Origin of the sequence: Candidatus Protochlamydia sp. R18, from assembly GCF_000648255.1 — a bacterium.
Taxonomy (GTDB): domain Bacteria; phylum Chlamydiota; class Chlamydiia; order Chlamydiales; family Parachlamydiaceae; genus Protochlamydia; species Protochlamydia amoebophila.
The window spans coordinates 20,432-40,239 of record NZ_BASL01000645.1; the positions used below are offsets into that span (position 1 = coordinate 20,432).

7 protein-coding genes and 1 pseudogene are annotated in these 19,808 nt (G+C 34.5%); 4 read left to right on the forward strand and 4 right to left on the reverse strand.

Annotated elements, in window-relative coordinates; translation table 11 throughout:
• The first annotated feature begins 98 nt into the window (after nucleotides 1–98).
• The 3 genes from TY19_RS03740 (at nucleotide 99) to uvrB (ending at nucleotide 9,760) form a co-directional block, all read left to right on the forward strand.
• Nucleotides 99–3,554: a hypothetical protein gene (locus TY19_RS03740; protein ID WP_042280332.1), complete on the forward strand. Its 3,456-nt coding sequence runs from the start codon at nucleotides 99–101 to the stop codon at nucleotides 3,552–3,554.
• A gap of 357 nt (nucleotides 3,555–3,911) precedes the next feature.
• The gene (locus tag TY19_RS03745) at nucleotides 3,912–7,502 is read left to right on the forward strand and encodes a tetratricopeptide repeat protein (protein ID WP_042280335.1); all 3,591 of its coding nucleotides are present in this window, start codon (nucleotides 3,912–3,914) and stop codon (nucleotides 7,500–7,502) included.
• A 236-nt stretch (nucleotides 7,503–7,738) separates the two neighbouring features.
• Nucleotides 7,739–9,760, forward strand: coding sequence for an excinuclease ABC subunit UvrB (gene uvrB / locus TY19_RS03750; protein WP_042280336.1), 2,022 nt, complete (start codon nucleotides 7,739–7,741; stop codon nucleotides 9,758–9,760).
• Nucleotides 9,761–9,772: 12 nt separating this feature from the next.
• Here uvrB and TY19_RS03755 read toward each other — a convergent pair whose 3' ends face one another.
• From TY19_RS03755 to TY19_RS03765, 3 genes are all read right to left on the reverse strand, one after another.
• On the reverse strand, nucleotides 9,773–10,843 hold the full coding sequence (locus TY19_RS03755) for a CPn0927/CPn0928 family alpha/beta hydrolase fold protein (RefSeq protein WP_042280337.1): 1,071 nt from the start codon (nucleotides 10,841–10,843) through the stop codon (nucleotides 9,773–9,775).
• A gap of 381 nt (nucleotides 10,844–11,224) precedes the next feature.
• Nucleotides 11,225–13,486 (reverse strand): ATP-dependent DNA helicase, encoded by a 2,262-nt coding sequence (locus tag TY19_RS03760; RefSeq protein ID WP_042280339.1) that lies wholly within the window; start codon nucleotides 13,484–13,486, stop codon nucleotides 11,225–11,227.
• Nucleotides 13,487–13,550: 64 nt separating this feature from the next.
• Complete coding sequence (locus tag TY19_RS03765; protein WP_011174727.1) at nucleotides 13,551–15,215, reverse strand: RNA polymerase sigma factor; 1,665 nt, start codon at nucleotides 15,213–15,215, stop codon at nucleotides 13,551–13,553.
• 401 nt (nucleotides 15,216–15,616) lie between these two features.
• On the opposite strand from TY19_RS03765, the gene TY19_RS03770 reads away from it, so the two are divergent.
• Nucleotides 15,617–16,474: a competence protein CoiA gene (locus tag TY19_RS03770; RefSeq protein WP_052354759.1), complete on the forward strand. Its 858-nt coding sequence runs from the start codon at nucleotides 15,617–15,619 to the stop codon at nucleotides 16,472–16,474.
• A gap of 617 nt (nucleotides 16,475–17,091) precedes the next feature.
• On the opposite strand, the pseudogene TY19_RS16140 reads toward TY19_RS03770, so the two are convergent.
• Nucleotides 17,092–19,808 (reverse strand): annotated as a pseudogene (locus tag TY19_RS16140) (hypothetical protein); the annotation flags it as partial.

Here is a 19,808-nt window from a genome sequence, read left to right on the forward strand (position 1 = left end):
AAAATCTAATTATCAATCTTAATAAATTATTAATTTGATTAATAATTTAGCCTTAAAATAAACTTCCTATTTTATTTTAATAGTTTAAGGAAGTTTTTATGCCAGCCAAGTTTATTAATGATCGTAGCCAATTATTAAATCTTCCATACTCACAATTAGAAAATAAAGACAATCCCCCGAAAAAAGTTCATGAAGGTCATACGTATGTTAAAATAGGGAAAATCAAAACCAATTCTTCCGCATGGGTGCGGGTAGTTTATGCCATCAAGGGAATTGCTACCCTGGCTTTTGCTTGTTTATTGCTTCCTTTATTATTTTCTTCTTTTCGTTCTTCTCTAAGCCATACTTGGAGTCAATTTTGGAATAGTTCTAAGAAGACCAGCATTTATTTAAAAGAAAACTTATTACCTACAACTGAAAATAGCGGATCTTCACAAATTAGTGGACTTAATAACGTTAGTCGAGAAGTGCCGCTAAGTCCTCTTTCAAGTTTATCGGCTAAATCAACAACTGACCTTCCTGTGACGGATGTGCCTTCTTCTAACGCGACCATTTCAATTCAAGAAGCAAGGAAACTTAAAGAGCAAGGAAGATATTTCGAGACTGCTATTTTCTATCAAAAATTTCTAGAAGGAAATCCTAAAGATGCTCCTTTGCGAGTTGAATATGCGGAGGTATTGAAAAAACAAGGGGAAGAACACACAAAAGAATTGCGAAAGCTGTATGAAGAAGGGCTAAAGCTTTTACCTAATGATATGACCGTTCTTTTCAATCATGCTAAATTTAACATTAAAGATGAAGAGGCGGAAAGAGATTACAAAAAAGCTTTAGAAAAAAATTCTGACAATGCAGAGGTAAGAGTTACTTATGCAAAATTATTAATAAAACGCTACGAAGATACCAAATCTGATTTGCTAGATGGTGGAGAGAGTATTAAAGAAGAAGTACTCGATATTTACAAATCAGGCTTACAACGGCAACCGAAGCATCCACTTCTGCTTTTAAAATATGCAGAATTTTTGATAAAGCAACTAAATCAAACTCAAGAAGCGGTGGACTGTTATCAAAACGCACAAATCGATTCTAGCAATATCGACTTTCATGTGAGTTATGCAAATATATTGCCTGGATATCTTCAAGAAATGGCTCAAGAGATTTATCAAAGATGTCTGGACCAACAACCAAGTAACGCGCTTTTACTTTTAAGTTATGCGAAGTTTTTGCGAGATTATGTTCAGGATATAAATGTTGATGAAATATTATTTTATGGTGAACGAGCATTAGCGATTAGCCCAAACTCTGTAGAAGTTTATATTCGTTATGGAAATTTATTATCTTCTATAGACTCTGCAAAATCTCTCTCTGTTTTGGAAAAAGGCTTAGATTTGCAACCCTGTGATCAAACTCTCTTAAAAAACTATGAAAATGCGTGTCAGAGATTGAATTACCCTGAAAAGGCAGCTGAAAGGTACCAAAGAGCATTTGGAATCGATTCAGATAATAATAAGTTTTTTTTCAAATTTATCAAGTTTATAGATGAAAATCAAAGGCTTGTATTAATTGAAAAACTCGTCCAAAGACAGCCGGAAAATCCACCAATTTTATCCCTATATGGAGGTTTTTTAATCGGGAAAAGCCGCCAAAGTACTGCCATCAACGAAAAAATGCAAAACTTAGGTCTCAGTCAACTTAAAAATGCTCTCAAATTGGCGCCGACAAACCTAGACGTGATATTGTTTTATGCGGAAATATTACAACAGATAGAAAGATATGAGGAAGCAGCAGAGCAATGCCAGAGGATAATAGATTTGGATCTTTCTCTTACTGATATAATGCGTGCAAAGTATTTTGAAATTTTAAAAAAATTGAATCAGAAAAGCAAGATTGAAGTTTATTATCAAAGATTTTTAAAAAATCATTCCGATCTTTCTCTTCATGAAGAGTATATTAAATGGTTAATTTGTCAAAATCGAATGCAAGATGCGTTGAATGAACTGGAAAAAACTTTAAACTATCAAATGCAGTATGATAAGTATATACATCTATTAACCGATATTCTAAGTAATAGGGGTAAGATAGCGCAAGAAGAATTCAATGAAACATGTGAAAATTATTTATTAGGAAAAATAGCAGAGCAACCACAAAATATCATTTTAAAATGGTTTTTAGCGCGCTTTTTAGAAGAAAAAAATCAGTTTGATAAAGCGGTGGAGGAATACAAAGGGATTTTAAAATTACATCCTCACCTTTCAAAAATTCAAGCTAAATATGTGGAGCTTCTAGAAAAGAAAGAAAGCTGGGATGATTTAGAAGTGTATGCAGAAAGTTTAGATCAAAATCATCCTCAAGATGCTTGTATGATTGTTCAAATCATCAACATTTTTAAAGATGAAGATGAATTTGAAAGGGTGATTCGCTTATATGAAAAAATATTACCTATTTTATCAAATGCTCAGTTAAATGATTATGAAAATTTTCTCTATAGAATTCACGATGATAGAACCACCTTTGAAGTATTGCATGAATTTAAATGCAAAAAATATCCGACGATAGAAAATTTGGAAAGTTACGGATGTTTTCTAATTGATAGACAACCAGAGGAACGAATAGCTGAAATTTATTTAAGATTATTACGAACTAATGCTGAAAGTATGCAGAGTAAAAGTCTTCAAAAAAATTATTTTTCTGTCTTGGAAGAATTGAATCAACACGATAAAATCCAAAAATTTTTTGAGGATTTATGTCAAACATATCCTACAATTGACAATCTAGAGCATTATATTAATTATTTAACAGTTCAACCTAACTTTGATGAACGCAAAATTACTCAACTTCAAAATAAGCTGCTTGACTGTTACAAAGAAAAATTAAGTGATTTCAGTGTTCGAGAAAATTACTCAAAATATTCTCAAATAAGGCAAAACTATTTTAGTTTGTTAGTTAGAACTGGACAGCAAACTCAACTCTATAATTATTTTGAAAATGAAAATAGATATTATGAAGGTAAGTCTACCATTCAACCACAATTATTAAAAGATTACGGATTAATGCTTGCTGACTGGTCAGCGCATGTAAAAGAAGAAAAAAAGCTTTCATTAATTCAAAAATCGGTCGATTTATTAGCCAAGGCTCTAGAAAAAGCAGATGCGCAGCTCTATTTAGATTTAATAAATACCTTTCCAGAACAATTACTAAAATTAAATCAATTAGATAAAATAGAAAACTTTTACCGAAAAGGACTAGCATTAAATCCCCATTCCATTCCCATGCGATCACACTATGCGAAATATTTAAAAGACAACCAAAATTTTGAAAGGGCTTTGACTGAATTTCTTTTAATTATTGAAAAAGTAAAAGCATCTAGAAACGTATGGGATATATCTATTTATTATCTGGAGGCTGCTCATACGTTAGAGCAGCTAAATAGAATTGAAGAAGCAGCTTCCTACTATAAAAAATATGGGGAACTTAGTCTATATCATAAAGATCGAAAATATCAGGAATTTAAAAAGCAAAAATCAGATTTGCTAGCTAATGCGGCAGATTTACCCTAATTCAAATTTTGATCAACATACAAAAGTAGGCAATTAGAGAATTGCTTACTTTTGAAATTCAAAACCATCTCAAATCTATCAACTGATGAATACATCCTTTATTTTTTCTGCTTAAAGTTTTCTTACTATTGCTAGAAACTTCGAAACAAATATGTAAAGAATTTATAAAAACAAACCAACTTTTTTTCAATTACGGGCAAACTGGGGTCGTGTAACTAATAAGAAGAGGTTGAAGCAAAATTTTTTATGTCGCAAGAGATCAAAAAACTTAAAGAATGTAAATATGAAAAATTAATATTTTTATATTTTGATTAATAAATTAAAATATTATTTTTATTAATATTTTAAGGATGTTTTATGCCTGCTGAGTTTATTAATAATCTTAATCAATTATTGAAATTTACATTCGAGCCAATAGAAACGGCAGGCATTTCTCCAAAAAAAACTCATGAAGGCCATACATATGTTAAAATAGGGGAAATCAAAACCAATTCTTCCACATGGGTGCGTGTAGCCTATGCCATTAAGGGAATTGCCGCTATGGCTTTTGCTTGTCTATTGATACCTTTATTATTTCCTTCTTTTCGTTTTTATTTAAGCCATTCCTGGAGTCAATTTTGGAATAGTTCTAAAAATACCAATATTTATTTGAAAGACACTAGTAGATCTTCACAAGTTAGTGGGCTTAATGGTGTTAGTCAAGCAACATCGATATATTCTCCTTTTTTGGGCACAAACATTTTAGCGCAAGAAGCAAAGAAACTTGTAAAGCAAGGAAGATATTTTGAAGCAGGCCTTTTCTATCAAAAATGTCTAGAAATTGATCCTAAAAATGCTCCTTTGCGAGTTGAATATGCGGAAGTATTAAAAAAACAAGGGGAAGAACACACAAAAGAATTGCGAAAGTTATATGAAGAAGGGATAAAGCTTGCGCCTAACAGTAAAACTCTTCTTTTCAATCATGCTAAATTTGATGTTGAAGATAAAGAGGCGGAAAGAGATTACAAAAAAGCTTTAGAAAAAAATCCTGACAATGTAGATCTGCGAATTGCGTATGCAAAGTTGTTAATAAAACGCTATAAAAATTCAAAATCTACTTTGCTAGATGATGGAGAAAGGATTAGGGATGAAGTACTCGATATTTACAAAACAGGCTTACAACGGCAGCCGCATCATCCACTTCTGCTTTTAAAATATGCGAAATTTTTGATAATGCATTTAAATCAAACTCAAGAAGCGGTGGACTGGTACCAAAACGCACGAGTCGATTCTAGTAATATCGACTTCCACACGAGTTATGCAAATATATTGCCTAGATATCTTCAAGAAATGGCTCAAGAGATTTATCAAAGGTGTCTGGACCAACAGCCAAATAACGTGCATTTACTTTTAAGGTATGCAGAATTTTTGCAAAACCAATTTTGGCATGCAAATAATGATAAAATAATATTTTATGGTGAACGAGCATTAGCGATTAGTCCAGACTCTGTAGAAGTTTGTTTTCGTTATGGAAATTTATTATCCGTAATCGACCCGGCAAAAGCTCAAGTCATTTATCTAACAGGTTTAGACTTACAACCTGACAATTTAAAGCTTCTTGGTAAATCCTTCCATGATGAGACAGAAAATGCACTTAATGAATCTATCCATCGTTATCAAAAAGGTTTAGCAATAAATCCTAAAAATACTGAACTTCGCATCGCTGCATATTCTCATTTAGCTTGTAGAACGAGTCAACAAAAAATTCTCCATTTTTTGGAAGAAGGTTTGGATTTGCAACCGTGCGATCAAATTCTTTTAGAAGAGTATAAATTTGCTTGCGATCAATTACAACAGCCTGCAAAAGCTATTGAAAGATATCAGAGAGCATTTGAAATTGATTCAGATAATCATTATTTTCTCACGGAAATTATCCAAAATTCAGATGAAAATCAACAAGTAAAGTTAATTGAAAAAGCCATCGAAAGGCAACCAGACAATCCGCAAAACTTAATCACTTATGGATATTTATTATATGCCAAAATTCAACAAGCAGATGTCATTGACGAAAAACTAATAAACTTATGCCTTAGTCAATTTAGAAAAGCTGCCAAATTAGCGCCGACAAACGGATGTTTAAGAACGAAATATGCTCAAGCTTTATTCTATTTTGAAAAAACTAGTGAGGCTGTTGAACAATATAAAAGGATGATCAATTTAGGCATACCTCTTTCTAGAGAAAGCCGAGCAAAATACATTGAAGCTTTAGAAGAGTTGAAGCTAGAAAAGGAGATTGAAATTTATTATCAAACTTTTTTACAAAAACATCCCAACTTTTTTCTTCACGAAGAATATATTGAATGGTTAACTTGCCAAGATCGAATGCAAGATGCGTTGAATGAACTGGAAAAAACTTTAAATTATCACATACAGTATGACAAGTATATTTATTTACTACACCATATTTTAATTGATAATGGCAGGATAAGCCGAGAAGAAATAGATGAAACATGTGAAAACTATTTATTAGGAAAAATAGCAGAGCAACCACAAAATACCATTTTAAAATGGTTTTTAGCGTGTTTTTTAGAAGAAAAAAATCAATTTAATACAGCAATTGAACAATACAAAGAAATTTTAAAATTACATCCTCACCTTTCAAAAATCCAAGCTAAATATGTGGACTTTTTAGAAAAAAATGAAAATTGGGACGATTTAGAAGCGTATGCAAAAAGTTTAGATCAAAATCATTCTCAAGATACTAGCACGATTTTTCGAATCATTAGTATTTTAAAATATGAAAATGAGCTAGAAAGGGTGATTCGATTATACGAAAAAGTACGACCTATTCTATCGAATGCTCAGTTAGAAGATTATGAAGATTGTCTCTTAAGAGGCGATAATAGAACCGTTGCTATTGAAGCCTTGCACGAATTTAAATGTAAAAAATATCCTTCTGTAGAGAATTTTCAAACTTATGGAACTTTTTTATATACTTCAGATAAATCAGATGAGGAAAAAGCTAATATTTATTTCAGATTACTCTCTGCTTCTGATGAATGCATGCAAAGTGGCATAAAAAATTTATATATTGAGATACTACAAAAGCTTAATAAACAAAAAGATCTTCAAAATTTTTTAGAAAGACTTTGCAAGAAATACCCTACAATAGACTCTTTAGAATATTACATAGATTATTTAAGAGATTGGGCTAATCCTGATGAACACAAGCTTACTCAAATTCAAAATATTCTTATTGAGCTTTACAAAATAGAATTGGATAACTCCAACATGCGAGCCAATTATTTAGAACATTCTGGTTTACGAAGTAGATATTTTAATTTGCTAAGCATAACAGGACAAGAAGATAAAATTTGTAATTATTTTAAAAACGAAGATAAATATTGTCAACATGCCTATCTGACTCAACCGCAACTAATAAAAAGTTATGGTTTAATGCTCAATGACTGGTCAAAGTATTTAAAAGAAGAAGAACAATTTTTCTTAATTCAAAAATCCGCGGATTTATTAGCTCAAGCCCTGGAAAAAGCAGATGCGCAACTTTATTTAGATTTAAAAAATATTTTTCCCAACCAATTACTAAAATTAAATAAATTAGGTGAAATCGAAGCTTTTTATCAAAAAGGATTAGTGTTAAATCCTGATTCTATTCCCATGCGATTGGATTATGCGAAATATTTAAAAAACAGACACAACTTTAAACAATCCTTGGATGAATTTCTTTTAATTATTGAAAAAGAAAAAGCATCTTGGACCTGGTATGCTACGAATATAGCTACTTACTATCTAGAGGCTGCTCATATATTAGATCAATTAAATAGATTGAACGAGGCGGCGTCCTATTATAAGAAGTATGAAAAGCTTTCTCGACATCAAACAGATGAAAAATATCAGGAATTTAAAAGAAAACAATCAAATTTACTTGATTGTGCAGTAGATTTGCCTTAATTCAAATTTTGTTCATCGGGCAAAAGTAGGCAATTAGAGAGAATTGGTTACTTTTGAATTTGAAAATGCCTTAAATTTATTGTCTAATAAATAATTCTTTTATTTTCCCATTAAAAGTTTCTTTCTGTTGATTTTATCAAGAGAGTATAGAAATATCGAAATAGAAATTTTTACTTATTTTAGAAATATCTCTAATTTTTTAGAGAAGGACCCAAGCATAGGTATTTAAGGAAATTATGAACCCAAGTCAATTTTTTCAATTACACACAGAATTTGAACCTTGTGGAGATCAACCAGAAGCCATTAATCAACTAGTGGCAAGCATTTTGCAAAACAAACGTTCGCAAGTTCTTTTGGGAATCACAGGATCTGGAAAAACGTTTACGATGGCGAATGTGATTGCCAAGGTACAACGTCCAACATTAATTTTGGCTCATAATAAAACTTTAGCAGCTCAACTTTATCAAGAATTTAAGACTTTTTTTCCTCACAATGCGGTAGAGTATTTTGTTTCTTATTATGACTATTATCAACCGGAAGCTTACGTTCCTCGGACAGATACCTATATAGAAAAAGACATGTCGATTAATGACAAGATAGACAAAATGCGTTTAAGTGCGACACGCTCGCTCCTTGAGCGTTCCGACGTAATTATTGTTTCTTCAGTTTCATGCATTTATGGTTTGGGCTCTCCGGAGTATTATCGAGGAATGAATTTGACACTTTCTCAAGGTCAAATGCGACGACGAGATGATATTTTGCTCCATTTAGTAGAAATGCAATATAAAAGAAATGACTTCGAATTTATTCGATCAACATTTCGTGTGAGAGGTGATGTACTAGATATTTTTCCAGCTTATGAAGAAGATTTAGCCATTCGCGTTGAAATGTTTGGGGATGAGATTGAGCAGATCAGCGAAATTGACCCCTTGACAGGTAAAGTTAAACGACGCATCGCTTCTATTACTATTTATCCGAGTTCTCACCACGTTACGCCTGAAGAAATTCGGTTAAAAGCGATGGAAACTATTCGAGCAGAACTTGATGAGCGAAGGCAATTTTATGAAACGGAAAAAAAATATTTAGAGTTAGAGCGAATTCAGCAACGGACAATGTATGATCTAGAAATGTTAAAAGAAGTGGGAACTTGTAAAGGAATCGAAAATTATTCTCGTCATTTTAGCATGCGTCAGCCAGGTGCGCCACCCCCGTGTTTATTAGATTATTTTCCCTCAGATTATTTACTAGTTATTGATGAATCTCACCAAACACTTCCTCAGGTCCATGCGATGTTTAATGGAGATCGCGCACGGAAGCAAACTTTGGTCGATTTTGGATTTCGGTTACCTTCTGCTTTTGATAATCGACCTTTGCGCTTTGAAGAGGTTTACGGACGGATTCATCAAGTTGTTTATGTTTCTGCAACACCCGGTGCTTGGGAAGTCCAAGAGGCTGGAGGGGAAATTGTTGAACAATTAATTCGACCGACAGGTCTTTTAGATCCCATCATTGAAATACGTCCTGCATCTGGACAGGTAGACGATTGTTTAGCAGAAATCCGTTCTCATGTCAGTAAGGGAGGGCGTGTTTTACTCACCACACTCACAAAGAAGCTTTCGGAAGAATTGACGACTTATCTCAATGATTTGAACGTGAAAGCTAAATATCTTCATTCGGATATTGATACAATTGAACGTGTACAAATTATTCGAGATTTACGTTTAGGGGTATTCGATGTCTTAGTAGGAATCAACCTTTTAAGAGAAGGATTGGATATTCCTGAAGTTTCTCTTGTGGCTATTTTAGATGCCGATAAAGAGGGATTTTTGCGCAGTGAAACTTCTTTAATTCAAACTTGCGGTCGAGCGGCGCGAAATGCAGACGGCCGGGTGATTATGTATGCTGACAAAATCACTAAATCTATTAAACGAACTCTAGAAATTACAGAATCTAGGCGTGCTCTACAAATGCGTTATAATGAGCAGCATGGCATTACGCCCCGAACGGTGAAACGGGAAATTTCTGTATTAATGGAATCTGAAGAAGATCAAGTCACTCATCCAACCAAACTGGAAGAAGAAATTTTTAAAGCAGCAGAAGAAACGCATCATTATTTGACCTTGGATGAAGTGCGCTTAAAAATTAAAGAATGCGAAAAAGAAATGAAAAAAGCGGCCAAAGAATTTCGATTTGAAGAAGCCGCAGATTGGCGAGATCAGATGCGGCGTTATCAACAAATCGAATTAACATTGGCCTGATTGGCTCAAAGGTTAAGCAAGCATTTGGTTAATACTATTTGCTAAATATTGAAGCTCAGTTAGTTCTTCATTGTGCGATTCAGGGACACCAATAATACGTTTCTTACTTATTGCGCACCCTTGATCCAATAAGACTTTAGCTAATGTTGCATTTTCAGGGATGATTCCATCGTGGATAATTTTTGAACTATTCGTCAATTCTTGATAATTAGCGACAGAGGCTGTTTGTAGAATAATTTCGGGAGCTTGTAATGTTTTGGAGGACTCTGCACAATCAATATTCCATCCTATGACTTTCACTAAAAGCCCCAAGACTTTATTGGTAATGAGGCCAGCAGTAGTTGCTAAATCAGAAAAAGTTCGGCTTTTTACCCAGACATATTTTATGCCTGATTTTAATGCGTGGCGTTTCAAGGCTTCCGCTTGAACTCCCGCTCCAATGGAATGTCCAAATCCAATAATTTCTTTGGCTGCTATTCCTTTTTCCTGATCTTCTAAAAAATGTAAGAGTGCTTGATAAGCTTTTGTCATGGCATTTTTATTGGGTAAATTTGAGCTAGCACCGACTCCTGGATAGTTAAAAAAGATGGCGTTACCATTAATTTGAACAAGAAGTTTTTTGAATTGTCCCTCATTCAATTTAGATTCATAAAATTCTGCATTTCCGTTAGAAACGAGCATCCATCTTCCGTTGTGCAACGTTTCTTTTTGACCCATGATCATGGCATCAATCTTATAGTCATCGACTTTTATTGTTAAACGTTTATATTTCCATGAACTTTGGAGATCAATGGCCATTCTTTCCTTATGAGCAATTTTTGGACTTTCAAGTAAAGTAGGAGAGGAGGCGGGAAGTAGGGCTATTTTGCCGGCGATAATATGCATGATAGTAAAGGGAAAAAAAATTAATGACAAAGCGTCTTTAATAATTCGAATAATTTTATGTTCCGCATTCCATCGATAAATGGTAGACAAAGTGTGAGGGAAATTAAAGTCTTCTTTAGTAGATATTATGTAATCAGAATGATTATAAAATGCTTGGTTTCCTGTCAGTCTAGTTTGAAAAGAGATGGGCCCATTCATTTTGTTATGTCTCCGTAATTGCATTTAATAAAAAATTATATTATTAATTGAATTAAATTTCAAAATAAATTTTAATTAAATAAAAAAATGAAGTGTTTTTTAGAAAAAAATATTTAATTTTTTTATTTTAATAATAGTATTTTTTAATCGATTACCTAGTTTTGTTGTTTTTTTGAAAGTATAGGCTGCATTTTCCTCCTTCCATGATTTGAGGAACTTGGCCACAACGTTCAAGTATATTTTTAAATATATCCATATCGACAGAATAAGCCACCTTTTTTTTGAAGTTCGATTGAATAAAATTTTCATTAATCGCAATGAATAGGTCTATATAAACTGTACTAATGCTTAAGTTTTAATATTGATTGATTCCTGAATGATCTAGGAGAATGGATTTTGTTTGACCAAATGGTAAGTTCTTCGGTAAAAATCTCCCATTTTTGTCCACAATTGCTCGCTATTAATAAAAATCTTTTCACAGGCAGGAAGACTGTTTAAAAATTGCTTTCCGTATCCTTTTGTGACTAATCGAGTATCTAAACAGACAATGCATCCTCGATCCCATTGATTGCGAATCAATCGTCCAAAACCTTGTTTAAATTTGACGACTGCCTGAGGAACGGAATATTCAAAAAATGGCTCTCCTCCTTTTTCGATAATGGCTTCTGTGCGTGCTTGAATGAGCGGCTCAGTAGGAACTCTAAAAGGGAGTTTGACAATAATGACACATCGAAGTGCATCACCAGCGACATCGACTCCTTCCCAAAAAGAATCTGTACCAAATAAAATGGCTCGATCTGTCGTTTTAAATTTATGTAATAATGTCTGCCTTACTTCTTCCCCTTGTTTAAATAAGACATATGCATGCTCATGCATACGAGCTGATAATTTTTCCGCACATTGTTGCAACATAGAGTAAGAAGTGAAAAGGACAAAGGCTTGTCCACGGCTAGCTTGAATAGCTTTCCAAATGTTTTCAAAAGCAATCCAATTAAAATCTGGGTGCGATGGGGGAGGCATATCCGTGGGAACAGCTAGTAGTGCTTGTTTATGGTAGTCGAAAGGAGAATCATAAATATATTCTTCAATTTGTCTATAAGGAAGGTGCTTATCGGTTAGTCCTAAACGCTTACGAATAAACTGAAATTGTTGATTAGAAGTTAATGTTGCACTACATAAAATAATGGTAGGAAATTTGCTAAATACAAATTCAGCGAGCGATTTCGAAATGTCTAAATCTGCATCTACTAAGTGTACATTGATCAAAGATTTCAATTTGTGAGCTTCGATCCAACGCACTTTATTGGGTGAAGAAGGGGGCGAAATAAAGTGATTAAGCAAAGAAATTGAAGTTTCTAGCCGATTGGCAAGACCTTGAATATCTAACCGAATACTTTTAGTTTGTTCTTGCAATCGTTCATTTTCAATTAATTTAAGTTCAGCTTCTAAATTAGTAATGTTTAGACGATAGTTTTTAAGAGAATCGATAAGCTGACTAGCAGAGGGATGAATTTCCTCTTTCCACTTTGTGTGGTTCATATGTTCGTTCAAAATGCGTAGTTTCTGCTCATTTAAAGACACTTCTTCGCCTAATAACCGAGAGGCAGGGTTTTTGATCGCTTCAATAAAGTGAGCAAAGGCATCAAATGTTTGATTAATTTGTTCATGGATGACATGGCGAAGAGCAGGTAAATCTATTGTCAAGCGCATCACGATTTGACTAATTTCTCGCGGTGGAGCTTTATTATATAAAAGTTGCAGTTTCTCTTTTAAAATAGGAAGTTTACCTGGTTGTTGACTATGCCTTTCAGAACCTAAGCGACCCATTGTGCGCATCAACTCAATACGATGTAAATGTGAAGCAAAATATTCTGTAGCAATATCTTCAACGTGATGAGCTTCATCTAAAATAATTCTGCGATAGGTAGGAAGAATGCTTGTTTCGCTGTAATTGGCAGTGTCTGCTCGGCGCATAAGATCAGCAAATAAGAGGTGGTGATTCACAATTAAGATGTGCGCATCTTGTGCTTGGCGTCTAGCTTTAAAAAAGAAACATTGCTGGTAATGAGGGCATTCATGATGAGAACACGCTTCATTTTCTGCTCCAACTTTCTCCCAAACAGAATGAGTCGGAGCGAAAGAAAGTGAAGAGCGCGATCCATCAACTGTTTGTTGGCGCCAAGCCTCAATTTTCTCAATTTCTTGAGCTTCTTCTGAAGAGACAATGCTCATTTCCATCTGAACATCTTCTAGTTTACGAATACAAAGATAATTATGCATTCCTTTAACAAGTACCGCTTTCAAATTCAAATCAAGTGCGTCTAAAAGGTTTGGAATGTCTTTTGATAAAAGCTGCTCCTGAAGAGTAATGGTATTGGTCGAGATGACAGTGCGTTCATTGAAACGTGCTGCCCAAATTAAAGCCGGAATCAAGTAAGCTAGACTTTTACCTATTCCTGTTCCAGCTTCGATGAGAGCAATCGAATCATTATTGTACGCCTCGATAATATTTGTCATCATCTGCTGTTGCTGGGGACGAAATTCAAAGCCTTTTAAGCTATTAGCAAGTAATCCATCAGGTTTAAGAAGAGAAAGAATTTTCTCTGATTGAAGACCTCGGCTTTGTAATTGAGAATGAGACATATTAAAAATGGAGCCTAAGGTTACAAGACAAATATCCCCTCTTTTATTAAGAGAGGATATTAATTTATTCTGCTTCTAATAAATCAAGGAAGGCTTTGAGTTGTTTAGAACGGATAGGGTGTCGCATTTTGCGTAGAGCTTTTGCTTCAATCTGGCGGATACGTTCACGAGTAACATTAAACTCTACACCTACTTCTTCCAGTGTTTTAGGTTTACCATCTAATAAACCAAATCGTTGAATAAGGACTTTTCGTTCTCGATCACTAAGTGTTGAGAGGACTTCTCCCATCTTATCTTTCAAAATTGAATAACCCGTTGCTTCTGCAGGAGAATCAGCTCCCGTGTCTTCTAAGAAGTCCCCGAATTGACTTTCACCTCCATCACCCACTTCGGCTTGAAGTGAAATAGGATGTTGAGCAATTTTATAGATTTCTCTCACTCTTTCGGCAGTAATTCCTAGTTCTTTAGCTAATTCTTCAGGACTTGGCTCGCGACCAGTTTCCATCATTAATTTCTTTGCGCCGCGTAAGACTTTATTAATTGTTTCAATCATATGAACAGGAATACGGATGGTACGGGCTTGATCGGCAATAGCCCTTGTGACAGCTTGTCTGATCCACCATGTTGCATAAGTAGAAAACTTGTATCCGCGACGATATTCAAATTTTTCGACGGCTTTCATGAGCCCCATATTTCCTTCTTGAATGAGATCCAAGAAAGAAAGGCCTCGATTTGTATATTTCTTAGCAATAGAAATAACGAGCCTTAAGTTAGATTCTACCATTTCCCGTTTAGCTTCTTGGCTTTTATCCATCCAGCGTTGAAGCATTTTCACATCTTTTTTGAAATCATCTAAAGATCGCCCTGCTGCAAGTTCTCGTTTGTTGAGTTTTCGTTGAGCAGCGGCAAGCTTTGCACCAGCAAACTTATTTCTTTCCGCACGAGGTGTAAGTTCCTGAATTTCCTTTTCTAGGAAAAGGAAGCGATCATAAGCACGTAGAATAACTTCGACGAAATCGTCGATGATATTGTGTCTTAAATGCAGTCGGCGTAGGTAGGCTTGCATGCGGATACGACATTTTTCAATGTCTTCAATTAGCTTTAAGCGGTCATTTTTTTTGATATTAGGATCATTAATTTGCTCTAATAATCTTTCTAAAATGAGATCTTCTTCTTTTAATAACTGACATATTCTAGGAAGCAGATTCATGAATTCTTGTTTATTCACGACTTCTTTTTCGGTAATAGATTTATCAAATCGTTCTTTACCAGTAAGAAGATAGTTAGCTATAGCAATGGCTTCAGAGGTTGCGTAACGAAAGCGTAAAATAATGCGTTCAATTTGGACTTGAGCTTTTTCAATGCGTTTAGAAATTTCAACTTCTTCTTCCCGACTTAAAAGAGGGACCGAACCCATTTCTTTAAGATACATGCGCACCGGGTCATCAGGAGATCCTTCTGATCTTTTTGGCATGCTTTCTAATTCTTTCGCTTCTTTCTTGCGCTCTTTTTGACGATCTACCTCAGATTGGTTAAGAACTTGAATGTCCATTCCGCTAAGGAAAATCAGGATCTGATCAATTTGATCAGCGGAATCAAAAGACATAGGGAGAATTTCATTGATCTCCTCATAAGTAATAAAACCTTGGTCTTTTGAAATAGCGACAAGCTCATCAATTTTTTGCTGATGTTGTTGAGAAAAATGATTTTTGAAGTTCGTTTTGTTCATGCTTTCCTAAAGTAGAAGAAGTAAGAAATACGAGTAATTTTAACAAATTTGCCTTTTTAAAGCGAGTTTTCGCTAAGCTCAATAAAATTTGCTTATTTGGCATTAGATAAAATAATCAAGGCTGCCCGAAAAATTTCAGATTCGAACGTAATAAATCAATCATTCATATTTAAAAATAAGGGTGTATTTTCAATTTAACAATTTTGAAAAATACCTTAATAAATCTTTTATCATGAATTTTGAACATAATGAAAAAATTATTAAACTCGAATATACTTTGAAATTTCTCTAAAGCTGTTAAGTTATGCAAGAAATCTATTTTATCACAAGGATTATCCATTAATTAATGAAAGTTTTAGATGATAAAATTGTTTACTTAAATGAAAATTATCTTGGTGGTTATGCAAATTTATGCGTTAAATGAAAAAAATGAGATGATTCATGCTTATCATGCCCATAAAAAAGTAAACTATCGATGTATTGAATGTAATGGTCATCTGCGATCGAGAGGAGGTGCGCTTCGTCAACGCCATTTTTATCATTTAGAACCTAATCGAGCTTGCCATCTTCATCGAAAAGGAATCATCCACATACATATTCAAAATCATTTCTATACTTGTTTGCCAAAAGGAGATTGCCAATTAGAATACCGGCTGCCTGAAATTGGTCGTATTGCTGATGTTGTATGGCTATCTAAAAAAATTGTTTTTGAAATTCAGTATTCTCCTATTACGGCCGAAGAATTAAGCAAACGGAATCACGATTATCAGAAAATGGGATGGTCTGTCGTTTGGGTTTTACATGACAAACTTTATAATCAATTTCGTTTGAGCGCCGCAGAACAAGCTCTCCGGTTTTTACCTCATTATTTTACGAATATGGATCGTGAAGGAAAGGGAATTTTTTATGATCAATTTGATTACATACAAAATGGTTTACGTTTATATAAGATGTCTCCATTACCCGTTGATTTTTCAAAATTTTCCTGGATTAACGATCAAGAATTAAAAGAAGATTGTCTTTATCTTATTAAACAAAGAGCGAAAAATTGTTCTTTTTATTTCTCCGGTGATTTAATCGACTTAGGTAATACGTCTTCTGCAAGCGCTTATTACCAAAAAGCACAAGAAAAAGAAAAAGCTCAATTAGTTCAAGCAAAACAAAAAAAAATGAAGTATTTACGGAACTGGATAAAAAGAGGAATGGGGCAAACTTACCAAAGTATTTTTCGTTTTTTGCTTGAAAAAGTTTGTCATTAGGATCTTTTAACATTCAAAGGCTGCTGAAAGAATTATAGGCAACTGTTAGATTGGCTTTTATCTATAAAAGGAAAGACTTTTACATCGAGGAATAATGAAAAGATTTATTAAAGGGATACGAAGAAGGGTTAAACATTTTCAAAATAGAATAACAGTTGTTTATCAAGCCTTATTTGCAAATTAAAAAAAACTAGTCTTAATCGCTACTGCGATGCTTTCCCTCATCCTCAAAATGCTTTAAATATTTTCCCTGATGATTGGCGATCTTGTTTTCCACCCCCGTTTCATGAGCTTCAAGCTGGAGAAACACCTTTATTTGATGACTTGGGAGTCAAATGGTGCATAAATCTTTTAGGAGGTGTAGAAAATAAAAAAGGATGAGAGCTAGGTCCTCTTAAGGCAGGTCATTCTAAATTTATTCTTAAAAAAGATAAAAAAAAAGCCAAAGGATTTTTGCTTAGATCCTTTGGCTTTGATATTTTGTTACTTTTTTTATTCAGCATTGCCTACATAGTATACAAAAAACTATGATGAGTTATTTTTCAAACTTTTTGCAAAATGATCCCTTACCTAATTGAAATCAAACTCTTAAGAAAATATCCTTCAAGAGTTTTGGATTAAATTTTCTCGGTCAGATAATACGATAATACAGCAGCTCCTAACATTGCTCGGAATAAGGATTTTTTTAAATCTATGTCTAAATCGGTTGAAATTCTGTATAGTACTTCCTGCATTGGCATGCCTGCAGATGGTGCTACAAGTTTCATTATTCTTACCAAACTTGATGTATAATCTATAGATAGTATAGATATTGGCAGTGGTACCTTCTGCACAGAGGAACTTATATCCTTATTGAAGAACACCCAGCTTAGGAAATCCATAATGTCAAAATGATCGCTCAAGTGATGGTTTCCAAAAGGACCAAGCTTTTTTTTCATAATGTCAATACGTTCGTCCCATTCTCTAATGCCGTAGTTTGCTCTAATTTTTTGAATCTTATTTTGTATAGATGCTATGAAAGCATCTTCCGACTCGAAAAAACTCTCCCCAGAATAAAATACCTCATCAATGATCTCTTGTTTTTCAATGATGTTTTCTAGATCTTTTAGTTTCACTAGTGCATTGTATATTCGATCTAAATCATCAGAGCAAAGATCAATCGTTTCTTCGATCTTTTTCTGCTCTTCTTTTTTCAGTTCATTCCATCTTATTAATGCGTAAATACCGTACGGTATCCCGCTTGGAATACAAAGAAGCACTGTCGCCCAAGGTGGTAATTTAAATTTTTCTAATACTGAATCTTTCGCTGATTGATAACTTTCCTGGAGAATAACCCATCTTTCTTTCGCTTTTTTTTGATCTTCGGGAAAGGATCCCAATAAGCCCAACACATAATCTCGAAGCCGATTTACTTTTTTTTTGAGTATAGCAATTGTTTTTTTAGAGACCTTGCCTTTTAACTCTTTTAATACTGTGTCGATAAAAGAGATATTAAGGGTACTAAGGATGGAGCGGATGTACTCTTTGATACAACGACCTACAATTTCCTTGTCATAGTTGCGAACAAGACGAGGATCGATTTCTGGCAAATGTAAAAACTGTCCGATTTCCGGATTCGACTGGGAAAAGATGGTATTAATTAAGCTAGACTCTAGCACACTTTGTACAAAAACTTGAAGGTTTTCAAACTTTATGTCGTAATCTTTAAGATTTTTCATCTCTAGCTTCAGACTGTTCTTAAACCGATTTTCTAATAGTCTTTCATCATCAGGATCTAAAGGTTGCGAAGAACTCACACAGATCGGTCCCCTTTCAAAGTTCTCAGAAAAAGTTGCAACGCATGAGGATAAATGACTCGTATCTTCTAGATTATCAAATCGGATGATCTCTTTTAAGCCAATTTGCCTTAATAGTTCCTCTTCTCTTTCTTGGAGCCTCTTGCGACTTTCTGCTTTGGGGCCCGTTTCAGGCAATGGTATCTGTTGTGTTTGCTCTTTCTCTTCCTGCATCTTAGCAAGTTGTTGCTGCATTTTCTCTATCTTAGGTTGTAATGCCGGCATATCTAGAGCGGCAAGTGTCTCGATGGATGCACGAAGTGCAATCTCTTCTGGAGTGCGTTCTAATAGTTCTTTCTTCTGTTGCTCCTCTATTGCTTGAATTTGTCTAAAATCAGGATCTTTGGAGTATTTTGTGATTCCTAATAGACAGTCGTTCTTATTCTTGAGTAAATGACTCAGACGAGACCCTAGTTGAGCTGCGGCTGCAAACCTGCCTTCATTATTTGTGATCGACTCGAGAATCAATATTTGGGGAGTGTATTTTGCGATCAGCGCTTTTAGAGCACACTCCATCCCCAAAGAGATGAGAGATCCATTAGTATCGTCAAAACCGGGAAAATCAATGATGGCCCAATCTTGGACGATTTCAATGGTCGGGAGAAATGTACATGAAGTTGCTCCAGAAAGTCCAATAATCTGTTGCCGATCACTTTGTGATTCGTAGTGGAAGTCTTTTAATATCATCTGATCTCCTCTTAGGAAACATAACGTGGTCGACTTGCCGGCTCCTGAGGGGCCTAATAGGAATAAAATACGAGAGCGATCCGCAGGGATAGAGTTTACGACTTTTTGAATGATTGCTTCTCGAGTTTCCAAGACGATATGAGATAAGAGAGAAAAGGGGATTTTTTCAATTTCAGATCGCCGTTCGTTGCGACTGGGAAGAGCTCTCATTTGAAGGAGATGATCGTAGAGGTGAATGTAGCCGTTGTCGAGTAGTTCATCCAAATAAGCTGGATATGACAAAGGATCGTATTTTCTGAGCTCTTCTAAATCAGATTTTCTTTGTGCGATAACTTTCTTTAGCTGTTCGTAATCTTGAAGTTTTTTTTTCTTGCATTGCAAGATTTTATTCACTTTTTCAGTACGGTTAGGCCCTATCAAACATTTCACATCTTCATCGAATTGATCTGTGGAAAAGCAATAGGGAAGCTCCTCGGCAATAGCTTGAAAGTAACCGGAACTAAAGTTACGCTGTACGCTTTTAAACTCCTGCTCGATTTGCAACTCTGAATCTGAAAAGTGTTGTAAATGGTAGAGTGAAATCAAATCCTGCGCGCTAACTGCTTGATTAGAAACAATCTTTTTAACTTTTTCTATAATTTTTTGGAGGGCATGGTGGCTATTCCGCGCAGGTATCTCTTCAATTTGCCTCTCTAAGAGATCTACAGACTGATAAATTTGGTTAATCTCTTCCACATCGTGTCGACAAAGGAGCTCTTTTGCTAAAATCTTCTCAATGGCTTCCACTCCTTGTTCTATTATTCGAATAGGAG